The sequence below is a fragment of the Streptacidiphilus sp. PB12-B1b genome (assembly GCF_014084125.1).
In the GTDB taxonomy this organism is placed as follows: Bacteria; Actinomycetota; Actinomycetes; order Streptomycetales; family Streptomycetaceae; genus Streptacidiphilus.
The window spans coordinates 5,650,399-5,675,902 of sequence record NZ_CP048405.1 but is presented as its reverse complement, the minus strand read 5'-3'; the positions used below and the strand labels follow the sequence as shown (position 1 = coordinate 5,675,902).

17 protein-coding genes and 1 pseudogene are annotated in these 25,504 nt (G+C 69.6%); 11 read left to right on the top strand and 7 right to left on the bottom strand.

Going from position 1 to position 25,504, the window contains the following annotated elements:
• Positions 1-128: 128 nt before the first annotated feature.
• Positions 129-896 carry a hypothetical protein gene (locus tag GXW83_RS24520; protein WP_182445239.1) on the bottom strand — a complete coding sequence of 256 codons (768 nt, stop codon included), beginning with the start codon at positions 894-896 and terminating at the stop codon, positions 129-131.
• A 681-nt stretch (positions 897-1,577) separates the two neighbouring features.
• Between GXW83_RS24520 and GXW83_RS24515 the strand changes: the two genes are divergently transcribed.
• From GXW83_RS24515 to GXW83_RS24500, 4 genes are all read left to right on the top strand, one after another.
• Positions 1,578-2,477, top strand: coding sequence for a hypothetical protein (locus GXW83_RS24515; RefSeq protein WP_182445238.1), 900 nt, complete (start codon positions 1,578-1,580; stop codon positions 2,475-2,477).
• A 141-nt stretch (positions 2,478-2,618) separates the two neighbouring features.
• Positions 2,619-5,138 carry a hypothetical protein gene (locus GXW83_RS24510; RefSeq protein ID WP_182445236.1) on the top strand — a complete coding sequence of 840 codons (2,520 nt, stop codon included), beginning with the start codon at positions 2,619-2,621 and terminating at the stop codon, positions 5,136-5,138.
• 185 nt (positions 5,139-5,323) lie between these two features.
• Positions 5,324-7,129 carry a hypothetical protein gene (locus tag GXW83_RS24505; RefSeq protein ID WP_182445234.1) on the top strand — a complete coding sequence of 602 codons (1,806 nt, stop codon included), beginning with the start codon at positions 5,324-5,326 and terminating at the stop codon, positions 7,127-7,129.
• A 119-nt stretch (positions 7,130-7,248) separates the two neighbouring features.
• Positions 7,249-7,704 carry a hypothetical protein gene (locus GXW83_RS24500; protein ID WP_182445232.1) on the top strand — a complete coding sequence of 152 codons (456 nt, stop codon included), beginning with the start codon at positions 7,249-7,251 and terminating at the stop codon, positions 7,702-7,704.
• A gap of 336 nt (positions 7,705-8,040) precedes the next feature.
• On the opposite strand, the pseudogene GXW83_RS34410 reads toward GXW83_RS24500, so the two are convergent.
• Positions 8,041-8,301 (bottom strand): annotated as a pseudogene (locus GXW83_RS34410) (IS5/IS1182 family transposase); the annotation flags it as partial.
• 460 nt (positions 8,302-8,761) lie between these two features.
• Here GXW83_RS34410 and GXW83_RS24495 point away from each other — a divergent pair.
• Positions 8,762-9,343 (top strand): sensor domain-containing protein, encoded by a 582-nt coding sequence (locus tag GXW83_RS24495; protein ID WP_182445230.1) that lies wholly within the window; start codon positions 8,762-8,764, stop codon positions 9,341-9,343.
• 171 nt (positions 9,344-9,514) lie between these two features.
• Here GXW83_RS24495 and GXW83_RS24490 read toward each other — a convergent pair whose 3' ends face one another.
• Both GXW83_RS24490 and GXW83_RS24485 read right to left on the bottom strand, forming a co-directional pair.
• On the bottom strand, positions 9,515-9,949 hold the full coding sequence (locus tag GXW83_RS24490; RefSeq protein ID WP_182445228.1) for a hypothetical protein: 435 nt from the start codon (positions 9,947-9,949) through the stop codon (positions 9,515-9,517).
• A gap of 31 nt (positions 9,950-9,980) precedes the next feature.
• On the bottom strand, positions 9,981-11,069 hold the full coding sequence (locus GXW83_RS24485) for an integrase core domain-containing protein (RefSeq protein WP_182447533.1): 1,089 nt from the start codon (positions 11,067-11,069) through the stop codon (positions 9,981-9,983).
• A 561-nt stretch (positions 11,070-11,630) separates the two neighbouring features.
• Between GXW83_RS24485 and GXW83_RS24480 the strand changes: the two genes are divergently transcribed.
• The 3 genes from GXW83_RS24480 (at position 11,631) to GXW83_RS24470 (ending at position 14,530) form a co-directional block, all read left to right on the top strand.
• Positions 11,631-12,917, top strand: a complete 1,287-nt coding sequence (locus GXW83_RS24480; RefSeq protein ID WP_225447227.1) for a glycoside hydrolase family 28 protein — start codon at positions 11,631-11,633, stop codon at positions 12,915-12,917.
• A 115-nt stretch (positions 12,918-13,032) separates the two neighbouring features.
• Complete coding sequence (locus GXW83_RS24475; protein WP_182445225.1) at positions 13,033-13,725, top strand: hypothetical protein; 693 nt, start codon at positions 13,033-13,035, stop codon at positions 13,723-13,725.
• 136 nt (positions 13,726-13,861) lie between these two features.
• Positions 13,862-14,530, top strand: coding sequence for a hypothetical protein (locus GXW83_RS24470; protein WP_182445223.1), 669 nt, complete (start codon positions 13,862-13,864; stop codon positions 14,528-14,530).
• Here the strand turns inward: GXW83_RS24470 and GXW83_RS24465 are convergent.
• Together GXW83_RS24465 and GXW83_RS24460 are read right to left on the bottom strand one after the other, a co-directional pair.
• Positions 14,477-15,562 (bottom strand): integrase core domain-containing protein, encoded by a 1,086-nt coding sequence (locus GXW83_RS24465; protein WP_182447532.1) that lies wholly within the window; start codon positions 15,560-15,562, stop codon positions 14,477-14,479. The two genes, GXW83_RS24470 and GXW83_RS24465, sit on opposite strands and share 54 nt — an antisense overlap.
• 142 nt (positions 15,563-15,704) lie before the next feature.
• A complete protein-coding gene (locus GXW83_RS24460; protein ID WP_225447226.1) occupies positions 15,705-16,091 on the bottom strand; it encodes a MerR family transcriptional regulator in 387 nt (128 codons plus the stop codon).
• Between the two features lie 61 nt (positions 16,092-16,152).
• Between GXW83_RS24460 and GXW83_RS24455 the strand changes: the two genes are divergently transcribed.
• Positions 16,153-17,436 (top strand): MFS transporter, encoded by a 1,284-nt coding sequence (locus GXW83_RS24455; RefSeq protein WP_182445219.1) that lies wholly within the window; start codon positions 16,153-16,155, stop codon positions 17,434-17,436.
• Here the strand turns inward: GXW83_RS24455 and GXW83_RS24450 are convergent.
• Entirely contained in the window at positions 17,365-17,796 is a 432-nt protein-coding gene (locus tag GXW83_RS24450) for a hypothetical protein (RefSeq protein ID WP_370466762.1), read from the bottom strand. The two genes, GXW83_RS24455 and GXW83_RS24450, sit on opposite strands and share 72 nt — an antisense overlap.
• A 703-nt stretch (positions 17,797-18,499) precedes the next feature.
• Between GXW83_RS24450 and GXW83_RS24445 the strand changes: the two genes are divergently transcribed.
• Together GXW83_RS24445 and GXW83_RS24440 are read left to right on the top strand one after the other, a co-directional pair.
• Positions 18,500-23,287 (top strand): DUF6603 domain-containing protein, encoded by a 4,788-nt coding sequence (locus GXW83_RS24445; protein WP_182445217.1) that lies wholly within the window; start codon positions 18,500-18,502, stop codon positions 23,285-23,287.
• A 5-nt stretch (positions 23,288-23,292) separates the two neighbouring features.
• Positions 23,293-25,503 carry a hypothetical protein gene (locus tag GXW83_RS24440; protein WP_182445215.1) on the top strand — a complete coding sequence of 737 codons (2,211 nt, stop codon included), beginning with the start codon at positions 23,293-23,295 and terminating at the stop codon, positions 25,501-25,503.
• Position 25,504 lies beyond the last annotated feature (1 nt).

Genomic DNA, 25,504 nt, shown 5'->3' with positions numbered 1-25,504 from the left:
AGGCGTGGCCGCCGGGGCGGCGCAAGGGGAACCGTCGTGGTGAGCGCAGGGGCCGATGCCGGAGGTTCTCGGGCGGAACCCGGCCGAGAAACGTCCCGGCGGCGCCTGGGACGGCTCCCGGCCCTCTCTCAGGCAGCGACGCGCTTGAGGAGTGCGGGTAGATACGCCCTGAGCCGGCCGCGTTCCCGGGCATTGAGGCGGATCTTCTCCGAGGGCCCGTGAAGCATGGTGGTCAGCTGGTGCGCGAGAGGCCTGGGCAGGTCCTGTTCTATCCACGAACGCACGCCTTGGCAGGTGACCGAACGGATGGCGGTGGTTTCCGGAGTGTCCGACGGGTCCGCCAGGGAGGCCTGCAACACGGCGTCGCCCTGCAGACTGGTGACGATGCTCCGGCCGGTCATCACGGGAATGACCGACTCGCGTGCTCCCAAGGCCTCGGCCAAGGAAAGCAGCTCACTGCTGGTCAGCTGACGGCCCAAGAGGTGCGTGCGCGTCTCCGTGCACTTCAGGTACTGGTTGCGGGCGCGGCGCTGTCCACGTGTCAGTGGATCGTCCGTCCTTCCCGCCGCTGTGAAGCCGCCACGCATACGGGCCTTGAGGAGAGCCGGCCAGACCTGGTAACGAGGCCACTCGATGCGCCTGGTCGCCTGGAACACCTCCCACAGCACGTCGCTCTTCACCGCGTCACGGTCGGCTCCGGGGGGAACCAGGCGGGCCCAGCGTTCCGCCGTGCGCAGCGCCCACGGCCAGATCGACTCGAACAACTGGTCCGACAACAGGCTGGAAGGTTCGCCGGCGGCGGCGCGGGCGGCCATCGGCGCCAGCTGCTCCGCGATCCAACAGGGGTCGAATGGGTTGGCACTGCTGCCAGGACGGTATTTCGAGCTGACGTCCATGATGGTCCTCGCTCTGACGTGCGGTTGCTTAAGACGTCTTCGAAGCATTCGACGACTCGCTCATGCAGCCGTTTCGGCTCGGAGGAACGCCCTGTCGACTTTGCTCTTCCTGTTGCGTGCCCGGCAGCAGGTCGCCGGGCACGCAGAATTCGACGGGATTACGCCCATCCGCACAGGCGCGTTCGGGTGATCGCACCGTACATCTCCAGGAAATTGACCGAGCATGGACAGACGGTCCCTGTGATGCTGAAGTGGAGGGCGATTCCCTACGGTCTAGCATCCGCATCCGACTCTGACTAGTGCCCGTAGCGAGATTCTCGCGGCACGCCCGGTCCTGCCTACCCGGCGAAGCCAAACTGAACGAATCAACGATGCCAACCACCTGGATCGTTAGGTGGGGCCCCGCCCCGAAGGGGGCGCACGTGAAATCTCGTGCGCCCCCAGCTGGCTCGATGGCCGGTCACAACAGGGGCGCTCGCCCTCCGAGCCGGTCACGACGAGATCAGCGGAGTGACCCCCGGGGCATCCCGGCTGGGTGCCTGAAAATTCTGCTCAGAGCGCGCCGGTTCCACCGGAGCTGCCCACTGAAACAGGACACGGGCCTACCGGGTGATCCAGAACCGCTCTGACCATTCAGCTACCGGCCCGCTCTCCGAACCGCTACCGAAACGGAGGAACACCGTGACTCATCCTGGTCGTGGGGGGGACGCGAAGATCCCGGAGAAAAGGGTTACCGATACCGACCGACGGGAGATCGACGAATCCCTCGTCAACGGGCTGGACAAGATGAGCAGGAACCTGGCCCAGATGAACATCGCCTTGAATCAGCAGTCCGCGTTCATCACGCAGGCAATCCTCAAGACCGACACACACGACACCATGGAAAGGCTCGTCGAGCTGGCCGATGACTTCAAGGACGAGAGCTCGCAGAACCAGAAAAAGGAGACGGCGGCTCTCAAAGATCTGATCACCGTCGCGAAGAAGCTCACCAAGCACATCGAGGATGCTGACGCCGCCGACCGGGGAACGGAGTTCAGCAAGAAGGAACTCAAGTGCGCGATCGCCATGGGTCTGCTCACAGGCGTCATCGCGCTCTCCAACTTCGGGAGCTGGATCGTCGCGATCGTGCAGACGGTCAACGCCGCCCAAGCGGGCGATGCGCCTCCGGAGACGGGTGACCCGACGGTCGATCAGAAACTGGAGGAGCTGTACTCGTACATCAAGAGCACCAGCGACGACGAGTTCTGGTCCCAGCTCTCCATCTGGGTGGGCATGAAGCGGGACTGGACCCTCTACCTCACCGACCAGATGGCGATGATGAATTACGTCATCGACTGGTTCCCCAACCTCGGCGTCTGGACGTGGGCCAACGGTGCGGACAAGGTGGCCTTCGTCAACGAGCTGGTCGACGCCTACTGGAACGGGACCGCGGCTTCCATCTACGTCACGGTCAATTCGTTCCAGTACGCAGGAGACGACTCGCAGCCCGGCACGGTGGTGAAGCTGCCGCGTGCCGTGGCCGGTGACCTCGTGCGACTGGCTCTGGCCCAGATCATCGCCCAGGTCAACGACATCAAGTAGCGCGTGGTACGGCCGGGCACGGGCCTGCCTCGAGCCTGGCCACAGGAGCAGTCCCAGACGCGGGTCGCCGGCGCCCCTTCCGGGGGGCGCCGAGCCGCCCTTAACCGCTATCGCTGACGAGTGACCCGGAAGGCCGACACCATGAGCACACCGCCGGAACACGAAGGACTCTCGCCCGAGCCGGCGACCGACGAGGAGCGCGAGCGGGAGCAGGAGACGATCGAGGACAACGCCGTCCAAGTCGTGGAGGAGAACGAAAAAACCCTCGTCGCAGAAGCGACTCAGACCGTGCTCAGCGTCGCTGACCAGGTGAACGAGACAGCCATCGCCACCACGACGCCGGCGAACAACATCGCTCCCCCGGGTAGCGACGGGCCACCGCAGGTCGCCGTCGCGGACCAGACCCCGTCGTCGCAGCTGGAGGCGTTCCAGAAGTCGGCGGAAAACGCCGACGAACTGACGAAGCAGCAGCCGGAAAGGGCCAAGGAATGGGGCACGGCCCGCTGGATCGGCCTATGCATCGGTCTGACCGCCGTGGGGGGCGGGATCTACCTGCTGGTGGAGTACCTCAAGCGCCTCTCCGCGAAGCAGCCCGTGGACGACCTGCCCACCGTTCCGACGCAGACCACGGACACCCTCAAGGCCCTGGTCCAGGCGTGGCAGGACCTGCCGGACGCGAAGTACTGGACAACACTGGCCGACTACGTCGACAAGTACCCCGGTTCGCTCACGCCGATCGACCAGGCGCTGTTCATGCGGTGCACCGAGGAGATGTGCCCGGACGACGTCACCTTCATCTGGGACACCGAGCAGGACAAGGCCGACTACGTCACCGACCTGGTGAACCTGGTCAACCAGAACAACGGCAACACCTCGGTCATATACCGCAGTGTGATCACCAAGGCATACGAAGGCGACATCCTTCCCCGCATCGCCGCCGCGGACGTCCTCCTGCTGGCGCTGTGCTGGATCTTCCACATGAAGACCGGCACCGCCCCGCGCGCCGACCTGGCGGCACCGTCCGCGTCGCCTCGGCCCGTGGTCGCACTCGTCGCACTCGAACCGGGCCGCCATCCCGACGCCTACCTGCGGGCCTGGGCACGCGGCTTCCGGGAACTCCACGGTGTGCGGCCCCTGGAGTGGCCCGGCCTGCCGTTCGGCACCCGGACCGGCCCCCTCGGCCCTGCAATGGGACGGTCGGCCGCCATGTCGTCACCCGGTGCCGACCTGCCGCTGCTACCCGGCGAATCGGTCACCCGCACGGTGTCCGCAACCCTGCAGGAGCCCTTCGGGGCGATAGCAGTCGGCACGTCGGTCATCCTGCGGCAGACCAACATGGCCACCCTCGCCCTGCTGTATCCGCAGCTTAGGACCCTCGGCCAGGACGCTCCGGCCGCACCGGCCCCCCTGGCGCTGTCGACAGGCAGCGTCGACTGGAGCGACGGCCTCCATGCCGCACTGTCACTGGCCGGAAACCTGGCCTGGATCATGCCGCCCCCGTGGGGCGCCATCGGGTCAGCGGCGATCAGCCTGATCGACATGCTCCTGCCGAACAACGCAGAGGACCCCTTCCAGCAGGCCATGGACGGGCTGCGGACCTTCCTGACGCTCGAACAGGTCCAGGAATCAGCGGAGTACCTGCAGACGTACGCCACCTGGCTCCAGCAGCTCCAGGCGAAACTGCAACTGCTGACCCACCCCGGCGCGGCCTACATCACCGAGCAGCTCAACTACCTAGCGGAAGCCACCAGCCCGAACGGGCAGCTCTTCGTGCAGATCGCGAAGTTGGACTTCCTGCGCACCCAGACCGACAACGCGTTCCCGGTGAGCATGCTGGCCGAGTCCCTGGCGGTCCTGTCCCTGAAAATGATCGTCCAACTCCAGGCCACCTTGGCGGATATCGCCCAAGACGCCGGCGACGACGCCGGGTTCGCCCAGCAGGCGGACGCCTGGATGGGCACCTACGTCGACCTGCTCGTCCACACCCGAGGCGGTGCCGGCGCCCCCGGATGCATCGAACAGATCGCGGACTACATCGAAGGCCGGTGCACCCAGCGCCTGTCCGAGATCAAGACTCCCTTCCAGACCACCAGGATCATCCAGGGACAGAGCGTCGCCGGGTGGACCTTCACGGACGAGGACCCCGGCGTGGGAGACGACACCTACACGCACTTCGTGACGGGCAGCGACCCCACCACCGTCAACCAGAACTTCCATGACTACGTGATCCAGATCACCACGGCGCTCGACACCCTCTACCTTCCCGCACGCAAGACCCTCCGCGAATGGCAGAACGCCATCCTGGACTGGGAACACCACATGCCTCCCCAGGCGCCTCAGGCCCCTCCGCAGGTCCAGGACACCGGGTGGGGCGCAGCCGCCCCGACCGGCTCCCCCTGGACGGTCTACACCCAGGTGCGCTACGCCGCGATGAACGTCAACAGCGGCGGCCCCTCCGCACTCAGCGCCTGGTCCGACTACACGCTGCTGCAGGGCCGGGCCCACCCCACCCTCGCCCTGGCGCCGGACCCGACACACATGACCTCCGGCATCCGTGTCTACCGGCAGTTCGCAGACGACGACGGCGGCACCAGCCCCATGCGGCTGGTGGGCGTCTCCACCGGTACGGCCATGACGACCTACCAGGACACCAAGAACTGACGCCGGGCCCGACCGCCCCATCCGCTGCCCCAACCCCTGCGGCACCACCCGGGACCGGACACGACGGTACGGATCACGAAGGGCCGGTCCACGCCCTCGCTCGGCATGCCGACCCCGCGACCAGGGGCGCGGAAGGCCCCCGCCTCAACACAGCGCGCCCCATCGGACCAAGAAAGCCGAACGCCATGACCGACACCACGACGATACCCGGCGAGCTTCTGCCCCTGGTGCACGTCCGTTCAGTGAACCCCGGCTTCGACCAGACCGCCTACCTTGCCGGCACGGTCGCAGCCCTGCTCGCCACTGCCGGCGGGGAGGGCAGCATCGGTCTGCCGCCCCCGGTGCCTCCCGTAGCGGCCGTCGACGAGGACGATCCGGTCCTGGCGGCGGACCAACAGCTCCGACTCACCCTCCCGAAAGCAGAGCAGGACCGGATCACCGCCGCACGCGACCGTCTCGTGGCGACACTGCGCGTGCTCTACCGCCTGCCGGACGGGGACCTCCTCGTCGACGACACCTTGAGCGTCCTCGCTCAGCCGTTCGGCTCCTATCCGCCCGGCACAGTCGTCTACGAGCGCACGACCAGCATGGGCGTCACCGACTTCATCCTGTCCCACATCGTCCTGGACACCTCGTCGGGCATCTTCCGACTGGCCGACCTGCCCGCGCCGACCCCCCTCACCACACGGGCGCAGCTCGGCGACACCGCGGACACCGTACTGACGGCCGCTCTGTCCGTCGCTCAGAACCTCGCGTTCGCCCTCCCTCCGCCCTGGGGCCCCGTCGCCGCAGCCGCGATCAGCCTGCTGGACCTGCTCATCCCGACCAACCAGGACAACCCCTTCGATGCGGCAGTGCGGAGCATCACGACCTACCTGGAGGACCAGCTCTTCGCCAATGTAGCCAGCTACATCAACCAGTATGCGGGATCCCTGCAGTCCATGCAGGCCGAGCAGGGCATGCTCGGCGTCGACCCCGTGTTCATGACGGAGACCATCAGCCAGCTGCAGTTCGCAGCGTCCGTCAACAGTCCGCTCTATGTGGGTATCGCCCAGATGAACGGGATGATGGACAACAACGACGACGCACTGCGGATCCTCGTGCTCGCCGAGTCGATGTACACCGTCACCCTGAAGATGATCATCCAGCTCTATGCGAAACTCGCCGAGGTCGCTTCGAACGACAGCAACGACGGGGACTTCGCTACCTACACCGACGCCTGGTACGCAGCCTACGCAACCCTGCTCATCCACGTTCAAGGAGGCGGCGGCGTCACAGGGTGCGCCGAGCGCATCGCAGTCCTGGCGCAGACACGCACGACCGACAGACTCTCCCAGATCAGCACCGTGTTCCGAGCCTCCGTCAGCCACACCGTCTGGACGGGCCGGACCGCCAACGTGGAGACGAGCTGGGGCTGGACCTACACCGACGCCGCCGACGGCGGTGCCATCACCACCCACATGCACTGGGACACCACCGAGGGCAGCGCCTGCCACACCTACCAGGCGCAACACCAGTCCGATGCGCAGAACGACCACGACCAGCACGTCCTGGCCGTGACCACCGATCTGCAGAACCGCTACGGCGGAGCCGCGCAGACCGCGAAGCAGTGGGCCGACAGCCTCACCACCTGGAACCAGAACATGCCGCCCAGGAGACCCCAGGCCGCTCCCACACTCCCCGACTCCGCGTCCTGGCCCGACAAGGCCCCCGCGGACAGCGTGTGGAGTTCCCAGGCGCAGGTGGCCTACGCCGTCGGTTACGCCAACGGCAGCGGCCCCTCCCCCATCAGCGGCTGGTCGGAAACCGTCGACATCGACGGCAAGGCCCATCCCTCCCTCGCACTGCCGCCCGACCCCCTCCAAATGGCCACCGAGTGGTACGTCTTCCGCCGCTTCTTCAACGACGCAGGAACCCCCACGCCGGTGAAGCTCATCGCGATCGTCCCCGTCGCCGGCTCCGTAGGGACCTACCAGGACACACACAACTAGTAACAGGCGCACGGGCGCCGGCCGAAGGCCCCATCCGCCGGAGCAGCTCCACGCTCCAAAGAAAACCCACATCGCGCCGCCCCCTGTCCGGCTGCGCGGAATCAACGAAGGAGACGCACATGCTCACCTTTGAGCAACTGAAGGCACAGGCATTCAAGAAGGTCCTCGCGGGATACCCTGGAGCCGAGCTCCTGGAGGCCGACGGAACCTCACCCGTGTTCTCCCCCTCGACCATCACCCCGGCCCCCGAGCACATGCTCACCTGGAGGTTCGTCTTCCACGCCGCAGGCGGCGGAACCGTCTTCGCTCCGGCGACGGCCGGCACCCTCGGTGAACTCCAGTACGTCGACCAGCCCTGGCTGGAAGACCGGACTCTCGCCCCGGACTACGAACTCACACTCGCCGGGGCCACGAAGCTCCTGGAACAGCACGGCTGCATGGAGCCCTACCAGAACGTCACCCTGCGCTGGCCGCTCGGCCCCCAACTCGGCGAGCCGCTCTTCATCTTCGGTTTCCCGCCCCAGGCATACGTCGCGGTCGGCATCAACTCGCGCACCGTCAGTCCACTTGAGTAGACCGACCGCGGCCGGACCCCGGCCCCGGCCCCGGGCCGGGCTGGGCCGGGCCGACGGAGCCTGCGCGGGTCGGGTCGGCTGGTGGTTGGCACTGCCCAGGCACGTCGATGCCACTCTTCCCAGTGCGCGGTCGTTGGCCGGTGTCTCGTGGGCGTCGGCGGCTGCGGTCAGTGCGCCCGTGTCTCATGGATGTGCGCAGACCTCGCAGAGGATCCCGCTCTGCGCTGCTACACCCGCTGGGTCCAATCTCAGCTCGCCTACTGGCAAGGGCGATTCCGGGAGGCCGCCGAACTCGCTTTCGACATGGGCAGCAGTTCGCTGCCAGCACGGTGTTGCGCTGCTGTACGTCTCGCGGTCGAAGGCCGGTGGGCGGCCTCCGCGGCTTGCCGCGGCGCCTACGGTGACCCGCCTGGCCGGCGCGGGTAGGGATCACGGCACGGATGCCGCGTCGGCGCAGGTGGGCGCGGATCGCCGGAAGGAGTAGGCCTTATCGGCCAGCACCACGGACGGCCCGGTCCGGGGCCGTCCTCGGAGCCGGGGTACGCGCAGGGCGGCCATGACGGACTCGAAGGCTGGCGCGTCCCCGGCCGGCCCGGGGTCGGTACAGCCGGAGGGGGCGTCGCGTTGCCCGGGCTGGCGAGACCAAGGCAGGACGGATTCACCGGCGCAGCCGGGCGACGCGATCCTGGACGGGGAGATCGTCGCCCTGGACGAGCACGGCCGCCCCTCCTTCACCCGGCTGCAGGAACGGACGGCGAAAGGAGGCCGGAGCCGGCGGCGCTGCTACCATCCGGTCGGCATTCGATCTTCGGGATCAGGGGGACAGATGAAGGCAATCAGGAGTGCGGCCCGAGCTGCAGCGCTTTGTGTACTCATCAGCTCGGCGGCGGGTTGCTCCGACTCATCGGCCACGGCCCCGGCGGGCGCGCGCCCCGTCGGCGCGACGACGAAGGCGACCCAGAGCGCGGTACCGGTCGTGTCCCAGAGCGCCCAGAATTTCCCGAGCATCCCCATTGCGGGCGGTGGAGGCGCGGCGGCGGGTCCGGTGAGCCAGAGGGTGCTCCAATCGGTCCTGCTGACGGCCGGTTCGCTGATCCCGGGACTGCAGCGGGCCCCTGCCAGCGACCATCTGGGCGTGGACACCCTGAAGTACGCGGCCTCCACCGGTGGCCCTGCGTGCACCGTCTTCCTCAATGCCCTCAACGGCACCGCCGACGCCTACCACTCGCTGGCGGAGGCGGACCGGGGCTATCAGGTCGGCGGCTCCTCGGGCGGGATCCAACTGGAGACCATGCTGATCGGCTACGCGTCCGCGGCGCAGGCCCAGCGGGTCCTCACCGACCTGCGCAACCGCACGCCGCAATGTCCCAAGGTGGACTACACACTCAACGGCAACGCCCTCGCCTACACCGGTATATCCAATCTGCCGCTGCAAAAGGCCGGCGACGACTCGGTAGGCGTCCAGGCGTCCTCCGCCTGGAATGGCGGGGAGCCCTCGCCGGTCACCATGGACACCGTGCGGGAGGGCTCAGTCGTGATCAGTATCTGGGTCTCCAACGACCCCGCGCCGGCCCCGCTGCTGCAGCTGGCCTCGACGGCGGCCGTGGTCGACCTGCTCCAGGCCGAAGGGGCGAGCTGAGGTTCGGGCCGGCCCAGCACTTCGGGCTGATGCCCCAATCCCGGGCCGGGGCTGCCGTCCAGCTGCCCGCCGATCTCGTAGCCCGGGTACGGGCAGCGTGGACGATGGGTGAGGGGGGAGGCCGACCGCAAGGACGCGGGCGGCCGGCAGGAACGCAGTGGCAGGGGTGGTTCATGCCCGGTGCTGGTACTTCCGTACCCGGCTGCGGGCCGCGTCCGCGCTGACGCCGAGGGCTTCACCCATGGTCTGCCAGGACATGTCGGCTTCAAGGTTGAACGCGGCGTCCAAGCCCGCCTGTTCGGCCAGGCGCTCCAGTGCGGCTACGACCCGCAGGGCGGCGACGGGTGCGTCGGCGGCGAGGTTGGTGAGCGTGTCCTGCAGGCGCTGCAGCAACTCGTTCACGTCGTCGGGCATCGGGACGGTGCGGGCCTGGACCTGGCGGGTGTGCGCGGCCCAGTCCTCGGTCGGCCCGGGGGTGTCGGCGAAGCAGGGCTGCTCGCCCATCTCGGCCCAGTCCAGGGGGTGTACCGTCTCGCCGCGCCAGCCGCAGGAGCAGCCTGCGCGCAGACCCGTGGCCCGCGGGGTGCGCAGGGTGCCGTCGTACACCCTGTAGGGCTCCTTTATTCGTCGCTGCTGGTCAGGCGGCATAGCGGTACCCGTTGATCGCTCCTCCGAGTACGCGGGTGCGCAGCAGCAGCTGGCGGTTGCGGATGTCGATGGTGGGGGGTGTCTGCTGTGATGCGTCGGGTGGCAGTTGACCTCGGGATCGGTGCGGTCTGTGCCGGTTGTAGTGGTCGGCGAACTCGGCGAGGACCTTGGTGGCGTGGGATGCGTTCATGATGAGGATGTGGTCGAGGGCTTCGCGGCGGATGGTGCCGATCACGCGTTCGCAGTGGGCGTTCATCTTGGGTGCGCGTGGGGCGGTGAGCAGGATTTCTGTGTTCTCGGCGGTGAAGACGGCGTCGAAGGAGGTGGTGTACTTCGTGTCCCGGTCGCGGAGCAGGAACCTGATCCGTTCGCCGCGATCGGCCAGTGCCGTGGTGAACTCGCGGGCCTGCTGGACCGCCCACTGCCCGGATGGGTGCGCGGTGACGGGGGTGAGGTGGAGTCGGCGTGTGCCGTGTTCCAGGAAGGCCATGGCGTAGAGGCGTTGGCCCAGCGCGGTGTCGAGGTGGAAGAAGTCTGCTGCGACGATGACCTGGGCCTGGGCGGTCAGGAACTCTGTCCAGCTCGGTCCGTGACGTCTTGGTGCCGGGTTGATGCCGGCCGCGTGGAGGATGTTCCACACGGTGCCCGACGCCATCGGATGCCCCAGCCGCGCCATCTCCCCTTGGATGCGCCGGTGGCCCCAGCGTGGGTTCTCGTCGGCCAGGCACAGGACCAGCTTCTTCAGGGCCGCGGACGAGGGCGGACGGCCGACGCGGGTGCGGCGCGCGCTGTAGTCCCACTTGCGGGCGATCAGCTTGCGGTGCCAGGCCAGCAGCGTGCCCGGGGCGACGGGGAAGACGCGGGCCCAGTGGGGCCGGGGTATCAGCGAGGACAGGGCGGAGAACCAGAGCCGGTTCGCGGGTTCGTAGCGCACGGGCGACGCCAACTGTCGCCGCAGCACCGCGTTCTCGTGCCGCAGGCCCAGCACCTCGGCCTCCACCGACGCCTCCCGTTGGAGCAGCAGCTCCGACAGCGACAGCAGTCCCCGGACAGCGCGGTACACCAGCGACACGATCATCGACACAGCCTCGCAGAGTATCGAACCTCACGTACCCCACCTGCAGCGATGACTTCTTGAGCCCCTCAGGGTCGACCTGGCAGCCCTCGACTTCGCCGAGCATCTTGCGGCCCTGGGCGAGCTGCCCGGCAGCGGCAAGCCCGTCGGTGTCCGGCACCAGGTCCAGAGCGAGCCGGACCCGGACTGGCTGGCCCGATCGGAGGTTCCGCACGGCCTGGAGGAACTGGCCGATGCGGGCCTCGTCTACGACCTGGTCGTCACCTCTCGCCAACCGGACGTCGACGCGCAGACCCGCTGCCACGGTCCCTGGGCTGGTCCAGGAGATTCCCCGAACTTGGCAGCAACCTTTCGCCTGCCTACGCCGACTGTACGGACATGAGATCCCGAAAAAGATCCCGAACCAAGGTCACCGGCTTCACGGTGCTCGGCGCACTGGCCGCTCTGGGTGCGGGTACCGCGTTGTTCGCGAGCGCGAACGCCGCCGGTGGAGCGAGTACCCTGCCCGCCACTGCCACCGGTGATGCGCTCACGGTCAGTCAGCCCTCGATCCCCGAAAGCTGTGTGAGCCTGACGGCGAAGCTGTCGGCCAACGCTCGGACCTTCACGGCCAAGGCCGAGGAGACAAGCCCGGACACCGGCCGTCTGCAGGCGGCCCTGGACGCGTGTGCGGGCACCGGCAGGGCGGTGCTGCTGGTCGCGGGCAGACACGCGGACTTCCTCAGCGGTCCCCTGACCGTCCACGCTGACGAGACGCTCGTGATCGGGGAGGGCGTCACCCTCTACGCCTCACGTCGCGCCTCGGCCTACCAGAACCCGTCCACCTCCGTCAGCTGCGGTTCGCTCTCCGCGCATGAGGGCGGCTGCAAGGCGTTCATCACCGTCTCCGGCGCGCACGCGGGGGTCATGGGTGAGCGCGGCAGCGCCGGGCAGGGCTCCATCGACGGCCGCGGCGACCTGGCCATGCTCGGCACCCCGACCAGCTGGTGGAAGCTCGCGAGCCAGGCGCAGACCGCCGGCGACGACCAGAACGCCCCGCGCCTCATCGAAGCCGACAAGGCGGACGACTTCACGGCGTACGACGTCAACCTCCTCAACGCCGCCATGTTCCACCTCTACTACCAGTCCGGCACCGGTCTGACCGTGTGGGGCGTGGACATCAAAACCCCTGCCACCGCTCGCAACACCGACGGCATCGACATCGACTCGGCCACCGACGCGACCGTCTACGACTCCTACATCGAGGACGGCGACGACGGCATCGCGATCAAGACGAACGACTCCGCCACCGCCAACGTCACCGTCGCCGACTCGCACTTCTACGGCACCCACGGCATCTCCATCGGCAGCGAAACCACCTACGGCGTGTCCAACGTGCTGGTCGCGAACGACACCGTGGACGGACAGGACAGCTACGGCAACGTCTCCGGCTCGGACAACGGCCTGCGCATCAAGTCCGACTCGGCTGCCGGCGGCCCCGTACGCGACGTTGAGTACCTCGACGACTGCCTGCAGCACATGAAGGCACCGCTGGTCTTCGACACCCGCTACGCTTCTGCCTCGGGGTCGCACATCCCGGACTTCACGTCGATCACGCTCGAGGGCGTCGTGGCGCAGAACTCGCTCTCCGGCGCCAAGAGCGACCTGACCGGCTACAGCTCGAGCGACCCGCTCGGCCTCTACCTGTCCTACGTGAAACTGGACGCAGCCTCGTCGACCAGCGAGTACGCCGACGTCACGCAGTACGACTCGAACCTCTCCGCCTCGGGCAGCGGTGTGGGCATCAACAACCTGACCTCCGGTGCCGGCTCGTACCCGAGCTGCAGCTTCCCGAGCTATCCGACACTCTGACACCCCCAGCGACGGCGTCACCGAAAGCAAGGAATCACAGAGCGAGCAAGAAGAAGCTCACCGCCCCGACCACTGCGTCCGAGGACGCCTCGGCCTGGCAGGACTCCCGGCGGGCGTGGCCATGGCAACGATCGGCACCGCCGCCGCAGTCGCCGTAGGCGCAACCGCCACGATCGCCGTCACCTACCACCACGACAACCACCAGTCGGTGACAGCCACCGCGCCGAGCTCGTCCCCCGGCGGCTCCGCGGTACGGCCGTCCGGCACCGGCACCGGCACCGGCACGCCAAGCGCCTCGCCCACAGCCACCGGCGCCCAGAGCCCGCCGCCCGCAGCCGTCGGCGGCTCCACCCACCCCGCCACCTCGACCGGCGCCAGTGCCTCCCTCACACCGTCCGCGCAGGCGACGGATACCGCGTCCTCCGCCCTCGTCGGCGCCGCCGCCTCGATCGACGCCGGCAGCAATTCCGGCTGGGCGCAACTGGATCTGAACGTGGCCGTCAGGCAGCCGCTCACCGCGCTGGACGTCACAGTGAAGGTCTCGGACTGCACCGGTCTGGCCGGAACGGGTGCGTGGGATTCGGGCGCGACCGGCCAATTCACCGAGACCACGAGCAGGGGCTCGGACGGCTCGATCACCTACGAGTTCCAGCTCACCCCCGGGGATGAGGTCTCCCCGGGCACCGTGGTGTTCGCCGTTCAGTTCAACCACGCGAGCACCAGCTGGAACGCGGCGGACGACACATATTACGTCTCCGCCCGTACCGCGACGTCCAGCAGCGCGCACTCGGTCGACGGCGCCTACTGAACGACCGGGAAGCAACCGGCAACCTTTTCGCCGCCCCGACCGACAGTGAGAATGCGCAGCGCGACCACTCCCGTGTCCCTTCCTGTCGCGCTGCGCGGCCCCATGGGCCCCATTTCGGACGGAAGGCTCAGCTCCCATGCACCGCAGATCCCGGCGCCGCTTTGTCGTCGCCACCACCGGACCCGCCGTCCTGGCGTTGGCCGCAGGCGGATTCCTCCTCGCCCAAGGCGCGAAGGCGAGCAACACCATCGCGCTCGAAGTCAACGCCGGCAGCAGCCTCGGCACGGTTCCGAGTACCGCGAACGGCGTCAACACGGCGGTCTTCGACGGCCACCTGAACGACAGCGCGGCCGCCTCGGCGCTTCAGAGCGCCGGAGCAGACGCGCTCCGCTACCCGGGCGGATCTGTGTCGGACGTCTACAACTGGCAGACGAACACCGTGGTCCCCGGCCAGAGCTACGCGAATCCGAGCGACGACTTCGACGACTTCATGGGCATCGCGCACAAGGTCGGAGCGAGCCCGATCATCACCGTGAACTACGGCTCCGGCACCGCAGCGCAGGCCGCCGCATGGGTCACCTACGCGAACGTCACCAAGGGATACGGCGTCCGGTATTGGGAGCTCGGCAATGAGGTCTACGGCGACGGCACGTACGGCTCCAGTTGGGAGTACAACACCAAGTCCAAGGGTGCGACGGCCTACGCGGACAATATCGGGGACTTGTACCGCTCGAAAAGTCATCGCTGCAGGTCATGCCACGTATCGGTACTCGTTGATGGTGCCGCTGAGGCGGCGGGTGCGTAGGAGTCTGCGGCCGTTGAGGCCGTCGATGGTGGTGGGGTGTGCGGCGGTGTCGGGCGGGCGCTGTGCTCGGGCTTGGTGTGGCCGGTGCCGGTTGTAGTGGTCTTGGTATGCGGCGAGGACTCGGCGGGCGTGGGCTTGGTTGACGATCGGGATGTGGTCGAGGGCTTCGCGTCGGATGGTTCTGATGACCCGTTCGCAGTGGGCGTTCATGCGGGGTGCGCGTGGGGCGCTGAGGAGGATGTCCACGTCCTCGGCGTGGAAGACGGCGTCGAAGGACTCGGTGTACTTGGTGTCGCGGTCGCGTAGGACGAACCGTAGGGAGTCCATGCGGCTCCCGAGGTCTGCGGTGAGGTTGCGTGCCTGCTGGGTGGCCCAATCTCCGGTGGGGTGGGCGGTGATGCCGGTGATGTGCAGTCTGCGGGTGCCGTGTTCGAGGAACGCCATGGCGTACAGGCGGGTGCTGAGGACGGTGTCGATGTGGAAGAAGTCGGCGGCGATGGTGCCCTCGGCTTGGGCGGTGAGGAACTCTCGCCAGCTGGGTCCGGTGCGGCGCGGGGCGGGGTCGAGGCCGGCGGCGGTGAGGATCTCCCAGACCGTGGACGGTGCGATCGGATGCCCCAGGCGGGCGAGTTCGCCCTGGATGCGGCGGTGGCCCCATTGCGGGTTCTCGTTCGCCAGGCGCAGCACCAGGCGTTTGAGCGCGGCGGCCGTCGGTGGGCGACCGGTGGGACGGCGGCGGGTGGAGTAGTCCCACTTTTTCGCGATCAGTCTACGGTGCCGGGCCAGGAGGGTGCCGGGGGTGACGGGGAAGATGTTCGCCCAACGGTGGCGGGGGATGAGCGACGATAGGGCGGAGAACCAGAACCGGTCCGCGGGTTCGTAGCGGACCGGTGTCTTGAGTTGGCGGCGCAGCACGGTGTTCTCGTGTCGCAGCACGAGCAGTTCGGCGTCCTTGGCGGTGTCCCGGCGCAGTAGGACCGCCGGTATGGACAGCAGGGTGCGGGCGGCACGGTACAGCAGCGAAACGATCACCACGTCAGGATCCCAGTCACCACCGACGGCCACGGGCAGCGGTGTCCAGATGCAGCGATGACTTTTCGAGCGGCACAGGGTCTGTGACGTGGGTGAAGCGCAGGAAACGGGCGGTCTGCTCCTCGGTACTGGGAGGAGCCGATCAGGTATCCGTGACGGGGGCGCCGGCCAGGAGTTCGCAGTCGGCGAAGTTCATGCAGCCGCAGGCAAGGCAGGCCGCGACCGCTTCGCGCAGCTGCTGAGTCTGCTGGACGACGCGGTCGAGTTCGGGGAGCTTGCGCTCGGCCAGAGCCCGCCACTGGCGGGTGGCGCCCTGGCTGGTGTCACTGTCCAGCAGTCGGCGGATCTCAGCCAGGGTGAACCCCGCGCGCTGCGACATCCGGATCAGCGCGATCCGCCGCAGGGTGGCGGCAGGCCACAGTCTGCGTCCGCCTTCACGGCGCGCAGCGGGCAGGAGCCCCAGGCTCTCGTAGTAGCGCAGGGCCGAGGCCCGCATGCCCGACTGGCGCGCCAGCTCCCCGATGCCCACGTATCGCACCGCACCACCCGTCGTTTGACTTCAAGCGCGCTTGAACCGCTTGCCTGGCCACATGATCTCAACACGCCCGCCCCGTCGGCTGCCCCAAGGGTACCGACCGCTCTTCGCCCACCGCCCGTTCCGGCGCCTGCTACCCGCACTGGCGATATCCGACCTCGGCGACGGGATGAGCATGGTCGCGGTGGCATGGCTGGCGGTACAGATCTCCCCGCCCGGCGCGCACGGCCCGCTGATCGGAGCTGCAGTCGCCGCCTACATCCTGCCGGGCACCGTCGGCGCACTGCTGCTGGGCCGATGGCTGCGCCCCCTTCCCGCGCAGCGGCTGATCCGGGCGAACGCCTGGACGCGCGCTCTCTTCCTCGGCTGCGTCCCCCTCGCGTGGGCGCTCGGCGTACTCCACCCCGCCCTCTACCTCACGCTGCTCGCTGGCTCATCCCTCCTGTACGCCTGGGGCGGCAGCGCCAAGTACGCCCTGGCCGCCCAGGCCCTCCCCACCGAGCAGCACCTGGCGGCCAACGCGCTGCTCAGCACCAGCGCCTGGGTGTCCACGATCGTCGGCCCAGCGCTCGCCGGAGTCCTCGCGGCGGCAATCTCCCCGGCCTGGATCATCGGCCTGGACGCCCTGTCCTTCGCCGCGCTGGCCCTCCAGAACGTGCGCCTGGGCGAGCCGGATACTCCGGTGCCCGCCGGGCCGGCCCCCGACACCCGACCGGGCGAAGGCCTGCGCCTCCTACGCGCCCGGCCCGAACTGCTCGGCCTACTCGCGGTGACCTGGCTGTTCAACCTGTTCTACGGCCCCGTCGAAGTTGCCCTGCCCCTGTTCGTCGCCCAAGACCTCCACGCCGGCGCGGGGGCCCTCGGCCTGTACTGGGCCGCATTCGGCATCGGAGCGGTCACCGGCGCCCTGGCCGTCGGCACCCTGCGAAACCTGCCGCTATGGTCGGTCCTGCTGTGCATCATCGCCGGTCACGGCCTGGCCTTGCTGCCCTTCGCGCTCCACGCACCAGCAGTGTTCTCCCTCGGGGGTTTCGCCCTGGCCGGTGTGATCTACGGCCCCTACAGCGCTCTGACCTTCAATCTGTTCCAGGACCGCACCCCGGCAGCCCTCCTCACCACCGTCCTTGCCGTGCGCGCGTCCGTCCTACTGACAGCGTCACCCGTCGGCGCGGCACTGGGCGGACCCCTCACCACCGCCCTGGGCGCCCGCCAAGTGCTGACCGGCACAGGCATCGCCATGATCATCGTTGCCGCCTGCGCTGCAGCACTACGGATCCGCAGCACGAAACGGCACCAGATCCGCACCCACGCACTTCCAGTTAGCGACCCACGCTCCTAGGCGCAGGATGAGGGCGCGGATCGAGTGCACGGTGCGGGGCCGGCCTCCGCGCTTGGGCCTGGACCGCGCGGCGTGTCGGCGGGCGACCAGGTCGCGGTGCCAGCGCAGTACGGTATCGGGTCGCACCAGCAGCCGCATCCGGCGTAGTGCTTCCCGTGGAAGGCCCTGGAGCAGCGATGCGAGCAAGGCCCGGTCGATGGCGTGGAACCGGACCTGTTGTCCGTTCAGCTGCCTTTCCAGGACGGTGATCTGATGGCGCAGGGCCAGGATCTCGATGTCCTTCTCGCGGTCGCTCATCGGCAGCAGCCGCAGCAGCGCGAACGTGTTCGTCATGCCCTGGTACGCCAGTTTCAGCAGCACGACCGATCATCATGCCGCCCTTGCCGCCACCGTGCGACGGCGCCTACTTGAGCACCCCTGCACTCGACATCGAAGGGCCATCCCACCTGCATGGATGAGGTAATCGGCAAGGGCAGGGCCGAGCCGGGCGGGGGCGTGCAGCTGTTTTCGTGGGGGCGCATGGAGTGGCAGTGGGGCGCGCGAATTTTGTTGCACGCCTTTTGCCATGTGCGGTCTTCGCTACACGTCCTGAAGGGACCGGGATGGATCCGTGCACGTCCTTCGGATGCGGTGGAACGGCGGCCGTTCGCGTGCGTTCAGGGCCGAAGCAGTTCGGCGGGTGCGCGCCCGCCCGGCCCGGCCGGGGTGCCGGCGGGTGCCGACGCGTCGGCGTGGGCTCGGCACGACGAGCCGGGTGCGGGCACCGTAGCAGCCGCCACAGGTCAGCGCCCGGACCACGGGGGACTGACCGGTACGCACTCGGCCTGCGCTCTGCGCGTGGAGCGCACACGCGGGGCACACGCGCCGGGCGGGTTTGCCGTGCGCCGGGGTGCAGGTGTGCGTTCAACGCTTGCAGCGTGGCTGCCGGGCGTCAGGGTTGGGCCCGTGCTTGGCTGGGGACTGTGCTGTATGGCATATGCGGCCTGCAATCCCCAAAGTGTCCTGCGGCGGGGGAGACCAGGTGTCCCGGTGTTCCGCTGGAGTCCAGGAAGGACGACCTGCCATGCCCTTGTCCGTCGAACAGTTACTCGCCCGGTTTCCGGAGCAGGACGGTCAGTTCGTGCTGACCACCGAGGACTGGGATGTCTCCGAGCTTTGCACGGTCCTGGGCCTGCCGGCGGGTGAGCTCGTCCTGGCCGGATGCACGCCGGACAGCTCTCGGTTGACGATCAGCGGGACGGTGGAGACGCCGGCGGGCCCGGTCGCCCTGGAGCTGAGGTTCCGGGCCAGTGCCGACGGCCGGAGCGTGGCCGGGCTCGCCGCCCGGATCCCGATGGACGTGGGCGTCGTGGACCTGGGCGGGCGGCTGGGGGCGGACCTGTCGGGGCTGCCGCAGGCGTTCCTCGGGGAACTGACCGAGCTGGTAGTGCACTACGACTTCGGCACCGGCTCGGTGGTGCTGCTGGCGCAGACCGGCCGGCTCCGGCTGGTGCTGGCCCCCGCGTCCGCTGGCCGCGGCCTGGTCGCGCTGGCCGGCCTGACCGGCGCACACGGCCTGCTGTCGGACCTGCCCCACATCGGGGAGGTGCTGTCGGCGGCCGGTGACGCCGGGGTGCGCGGAGTCGAAGTGCTGTCGGTTGGCACCGCCGGGGTAGGCGAGGCGGAGGCCCGGGCGCTGAACGCGGCCGTGGCCGACGCGGCGCCGGAGGCCGGGCAGTGGTGGCCGCAGCTGCCTGACCGCGCGCTGACACCGGGTCTGTGGCTGGGCGTGGCCTGGGCCCTGCTGGAGCAGCAGGGGGTGTGGGTGACGCAGCCGGGCCCGCCCGACGAGTTCTCCTGGGCTCCGTCCTTCCCCGGCCTCACGCTGCCCCTGGCCTTCGGCGAACTGCACTGGCCGAAGCTGGGACTGTCATGGACCAGCACCGGTGGCGGCGGTGGCGGCGGTGGGGGCGACTGGGCGCTGCGGGTGTCCTTCGACCTGTCCCTGGACCTCGGCTGGCTGCGCCTGGACCTTCCCGGTGCGGGCTTCGACTTCTGTCTGCCGCACCTGGGGGAGTGGGGCTCGGTGCTGCGGCTGCCGAGCCTGTCCCTGGACATCGGCGGGCTCCCGATCACCTTCACAGTCCCCGATGTTCCGGTGGACCTGCCCGGGTTCCCGGGACTGCCCGGCCCGGGCGTGCTGACCGGCTGGTTCGACGGTGCCGGCGTGCGGCTGCCGGACCTGCTGGCCTGGCTGGACATCGGCCTGCCGAGCCTGCCGGACGTCTTCTACCCCACGCTTCCCAGGCTCGGGCTGCGGTTCGACCTGCGGCGCGGAGACCTCGAACTCACCGCGGTGTCCGACTGGCTGCGGATCGTGCTGGGGGCGCTGGCGTCCGGCCCGGACTGGGGCAGGATCGCGCTGCTCGGCATCAGCGGCCTGAAAGCCCTGCTGCCGGACCTGCCGTTCATCGGAGACCTGCTGCCCGACCTGCCGGACTTCGCCCTGGAGGGCATCAGCCTGGCGTTCCTGGACGGCGTCCGGATCCCCTGGCCCGCGGTCGAAGGCCTGAACTCCTGGATCGGGTCGTTGGACCCGGGATCCTGGTGGCCGACCTGGCTGAGCGGCTCCGGCGGCGGCAGCAGCGGCCAGGGCAGCAGCGACTGGGCCCTGCCGGGGTTCTCGCTGGACCTCGACTGGAAGTTCCCGCAGCTCGACCGGGGCTGGAGTATCCCGTGGCCGCCGACCGGGACGCCACCGGACCTGAGCTGGCTGGAAATCCCGCCGGTGGACCTGCGGCCGCTGGTACTCAGCGGATTCGCCCTGACCTGGCCCACCGCCGGCGAGACCGACTGGCCGGCGCCCTCCGCCGACTGGGTGCTGCGCCTGGAGTTCGACGCCTCACTCGACCTCGGCGGCGGCTTCCAGATCGGCCTGCCCCACCTGGGCTTCGACGTCGACCTCAGCGACTTCACCGTCCACCCGCGGCTGCCGAACCTGTCGTTTACCCTGGACTTCCCGCCGCTGCCCGCTCTGACGGTGGACTTCTCCGTCCCCAAGCCCAGCCTTCCGCCCGGCCAGTGGCCGTTCGCCCTGACCGCGTCCTGGAGCGACGAGGACGGCGTCTCCGCCGCGGACCTGGCCTCCTTCCTCGGACTGTCCGGCCTCGCCGAGGGAATCCCCGAGGTCCTGCTGGCCCGGCTGTACTCGGTCGACGTGCACCTGGACTTCACCGACTGGTTCCTGGTCGTCACCGGAACCACCGGCGTCGGCGCAGTGCAGTCCGCGGCGTGGCTGTTCGCCACCCATCCGGCCGACAACCCCAACCGGCGCAAGCTGATGGCGGTGCGGGGCGCCGTGGAGCTACGCGGGTCGGACCTGCCGGCCAGTAGCGAAACCGTGCAGCGCGAGTTCGACCTGGTCATGTCGGGCATCCACGCCTCCTACGCCGACCAGCACTGGAACCGCGACGAGATCCTGCGCCTCAACGCCTACCTGGGCACGCTGGATCCGCCCGGCTCGGTGCCGCTGCCCGCGTTCCTGCCGGTGGACCTGCCCAGGGGGATCCAGGTCTGGGGTGAGCTCAAGGCCGGTGAACTGCTCGAGGTGACCCTGGTCTACCCCGACCGCGACGACCTGCCCGGCGTACTGGGCGTGCCCGGGGTGCTGGGCGGCCCGCCCGGGGCCTCGTCCGAGACCTCGCTGCTGGGCCTCGCCCTGGGCGCGGTGCGCTTCGAACACGCCCGCCTCGGTCTCGGCTACGGCACGGTCTACCTGGCCGTCGACGCCTCGCTGGCGCTCGGGCCGTTGACGCTGCAACTGCTGGGCCTGGGCTTCGGCATCGACAAGGACTTCGACGCCCGCCCGATCCTGGAGGGCGCTGCCTTGGGATGGCAGCGCAAGGCCCCGCCACCGGCCATCACCATCGCCGGAGCCCTCAGCAACCTCGACCTGGGGCCCGCCTACGGCCTGTCCCTGGCCGGCCTGGGCCGTATCGAGATCGAGAAGCTCTGGGCCTTCCAGGTGGCCGGCAGCTGGGCGGCCAACCGCGCGGGCTGGACCTCGCTGTTCGCCTACGCCGAGCTGACCAGCCTCAAACAGGGCATGTTCCAGGGGCTGTTCAGCATCGGCCCGGTCCTGTTCACCGGCGTCGCGCTGGGCTTCGGCATCAACAGCACGGTACGGATCCCCACCGCCGCCGACATCGGCCGCTTTCCCCTGGTCAAACGCCTGGAGCTGAACCCCGGCGGGGGGAGCGGGAAGGAGCCGCTGACACCGGGCGAGGCACTGAACGAGCTGTCGGGACCAGGCGGCTGGGTCACCCCGGCCCAGGGACAGTACTGGGGGGCCGGCGGCGCCCAGTTCACCGTCTACCAGTTCATCAACGCCCGCGCCCTGGTCCTGATCGAGGCGGGCGGCGCGGGCTGGAAGGCCATGCTCGCCGGCTCGACCACGTTGGACCTGCCACCCACGGCCCTGGAACCGCTGGGCCGGGTCACCGTCGACTTCGTCTTCGCCTACGACTCCGCCCTGGGCCGGCTGTCCATGGACTCGGTCATCGCCAAGGGCTCCTACCTACTGGACAAGGCACTCGCGCTGACCGGCGGCGTCTCCCTGTACGTGTGGGGCAAGGCGCAGCCCGGCATCCCCAAGGGCTTCGCCCTGACCGCGGGCGGCTACCACCCGCAGTTCCGCGCCCCGGTCCACTACCCCAACCCGGCCCGGCTCGGGCTGCTGTGGGAACGCGGGCCGATCGTCATCAAGGGCCAGGTCTACGCTGCGCTCACCGACGGCGCGTTCATGATCGGCGCGGGGATGGCCGCGGTCTACGAGGCCAAGCACAGCGGGATCAGCGTGCGAGCCTGGTTCTCCTCGCACTTCGACGCCCTGGTGCAGTGGAAGCCCTTCTACGCCGACATCTCCTGGGGCATGAGCATCGGCGTCTCGGCCAGCGTCAAGGTCGCGTTCGTCCGCGTCAAGGTCTCGATCGAGGTCGGCGTGGACCTCCAGCTGTGGCTGCCGCCCATGGGCGGCCGGGCCCGGATCAAGGTCTGGTTCGTCTCCTTCACCCTCGGCTTCGGAGCCGACCGCAAGGGCGCCCCGCCCGTGCCCTGGGAGGACTTCCGCATCCAGCTGCCGCCCACCCGCACGGCACCGGACCGCATCGCCCTGCCCGACGCCACCACCGGCTCCTCCGACGCCCGCAACGCCGAGCCGGCCGGGGCACCGCACCTGGTGCCCATCGACGGCTGCGCCATCACCGTCAGCTCGGGACTGCCCGCCTCGAAGATCACCGTGAACGGCAAGGTGATCGCCGGCAGCGACCGGGCCGCCGTCAGCATCAGGCCGATGCGGCTGACCGGCGTCACCAGCGTGCAGCGGGTCAGCATCAGCTACCGGGGCCGGCCCTACGACTGGCAGGCCGCCGACTGGACCGTGACCGAGGTGTCCGAGGGCATGCCGCGCGCCCTGTGGGGCGCTCCACTGGCCCGCCCCGAACAGGCCCTGACCGATGCCGGCCTGGTCCCGGACTGCCTGACCGGCGTGCTGATCGAGATCCCCGAACCCGACCGGGGCGGCTTCGTCGGACCGGTCACCTCCGCCGCACTGGACGTGGAGGGCCTGCCCGACGGCAGCATGCCGCTCAGGGACGAGACCACCGCCGGCACCTCCCCGGTACCCGACGAGGACAGCGTCGAGGTGATCACCAGCACCCTCGCCGCGACCGCGAGCACCCGCACCTCGGTGCACCAGGCACTACGGGCACTGGGCTGCGCCCCGCACAGTGACGGTCCGCTGGACCGCTACGCCGTCCTGGCCGGCACCACCTTGACCGACCCCCCGATGCTCGCCACCACCGCCGCGAGGTGACCGCCGTGACCACCGCCCCCGACCTGGACGTCACCTTCTACGACCGCCTCCAGCCGCACGCGGTCGCCGGCGTCTACACCATCACCGTCGAGCAGGAACTGACCGTCGACGGCGTACCCGTCGACGACGGCGAACCCCTGCCCGTCGTCGTGGACCGCTACCAGATCCACGCCGCGCAGTTCACCCTCGACCCCTCGTCCGTCCAGGCCGTTTTCCCCTCCGCCGGCGCCGCCGGCCGCTACACCCAGGTCCTGCCGCACATCACCTTCAACCGGGCCGTCCTGCCGTGGGAGCGCAAACTGCTGGGCACCCGCCAGGAGGCGCTCCAGCCGTGGCTGGCGCTGCTGGTGTTCGCTGCCGGTGAGGTCGACGACGACCCGGCCGCCTTGGGGCAGTTCACCACCCGCACCGTCGGCGAACTGCGCTCCCCGGCGGAAACCGGCACCATCGGCCCGGTGCTGTACGACGGCGACGAGGACCTTGCGATCGACGACACCGGCGAATGCCGCACCATCGACGTGCCCGCCGCCGTCTTCACCGCCGTCGTACCCCGCGAGGACGAGATGTTCTACCTCGCCCACATGCGCGACGTGGGCACCGCGGCGCAGCGCCGGGACAACGGCGAGATCCTGACCGAGGGCCAGTTCGCGGTTCTGGCCGCGAACCGCTTCCCGCGCACCCCCGGCAGCTACGGGGTGCACCTGGTCTCGCTGGAGGGCTACCAGGGCCGCCTGGGCCCCGGCGGCCTGCCGGAGAACACCCGGCGGGTACGCCTGTGCAGCCTGTGGTCCTGGTCGTTCACCAACGACCCCGACGGCTCGCTGAACCCGGCCGCGCTGCTGCGGAACCTGGCCGCCCCCAGCCGCACCGACCCGGAAGACCTCGCGCTGCGGCTGAACCCGGCCCCCGCCGGACAGGCAGCCCCCCAGTCGGCGGGCTCCGAGGCGCAGTACGCCGCCCGGCAACTGCACCACGGCTACACCGCCGTGCCCTTCCGCACCTTGTCCGGAGAGGACACCTACGCCTGGTACCGCGGCCCGTTCACCCCGCTGACCGCGCCCGAAGTCCCCACCGGACCGCCCACCGGCCCGCACACCACCGCCGACCACGCCCTCATCTACGACCCCCAGCACGGCCTGTTCGACGTCTCCTACGCCGCCGCCTGGACCCTGGGCCGGACCCTGGCCCTGGCCGACCCCGACTACACCGGCGAGGCGACCGCCGCGCGCCGCGAACTGTCCAACCGCGCCGCCACCCTCGCCGCCCTGGCCGCCGACCCCATGCGCGCCCTGGCCGATCCCGAGGCGCTCCCGGCCACCAACGCGCTGCGCACCGTGGCCGGCCACGGGTTCCGCGGCCTGGTCCGGGCCCTCAAGGAAGACCTGCGGGCCGAGGACCCGCCGCCGCCGGCGATCCGCAGCGTCCGGCCCAGCACCCGCGACCTGCTCGGCGACGACCGCGCCCGCCGGCTGCTGGCCGTCCTCGCCGAGGAAAGCACGCCCACCATGTCGCAGTGGCTGGAGCGCCTCGGCCTGCTGCGCGGCGTGCCCTTCAACCACCTGGTGCCCGACCCGCGGATGCTGCCCGCCGAGAGCCTGCGGGCGTTCCGGGTCGACCCGGCCTGGATCCGGGCACTGGTCCAGGGCGCCACCGACGTGGGCGCCCACACCTCGGCCGACCGCGTGCTCGACCCGCTGCTCGTCGCCGGCGCCACCCGTACCCTGGCCGACCACCAGCCGGCCGCCGGAATGCTGATGAACTCGGAACTGGTGGCCGCCTGGCCCGACTTCGACATCCTGGCCACCCGGGCCGGACAGCCCGTCGGCGAACTGCGCCGCGACCACCTGGCCCCCACCGTGCTGCTGGTGCTCTGGGACGGCGTCCCGGACCGTCTCAGCATCCGCGAGCCGGGCCAGGGCATCCACTTCGGCATCAACGACCAGAACCGGATCAGCCTGCGCCACCTGACCGGCAGCCAGCTCGGCTACCCCAGCAACGAGGAGTTCCCCGCCCCGGGCACCCGGGACATCTTCGCCGGCCACCTGCGCCCCGGCCAGGGCGGCCGCGACCCCGACGTGCTGGACCTGCGCGGTCCGGCCGGCCTGGTCCCCGCCCTCGCCGGAGCCTTCGGCCTCCAGGACCTGACCCCCGCCCAGTTCGCCCTGGAACTGGTCAACGCCCCCCTGGAGCAGATCCTCCAGCCCGAGACCGTCTAGG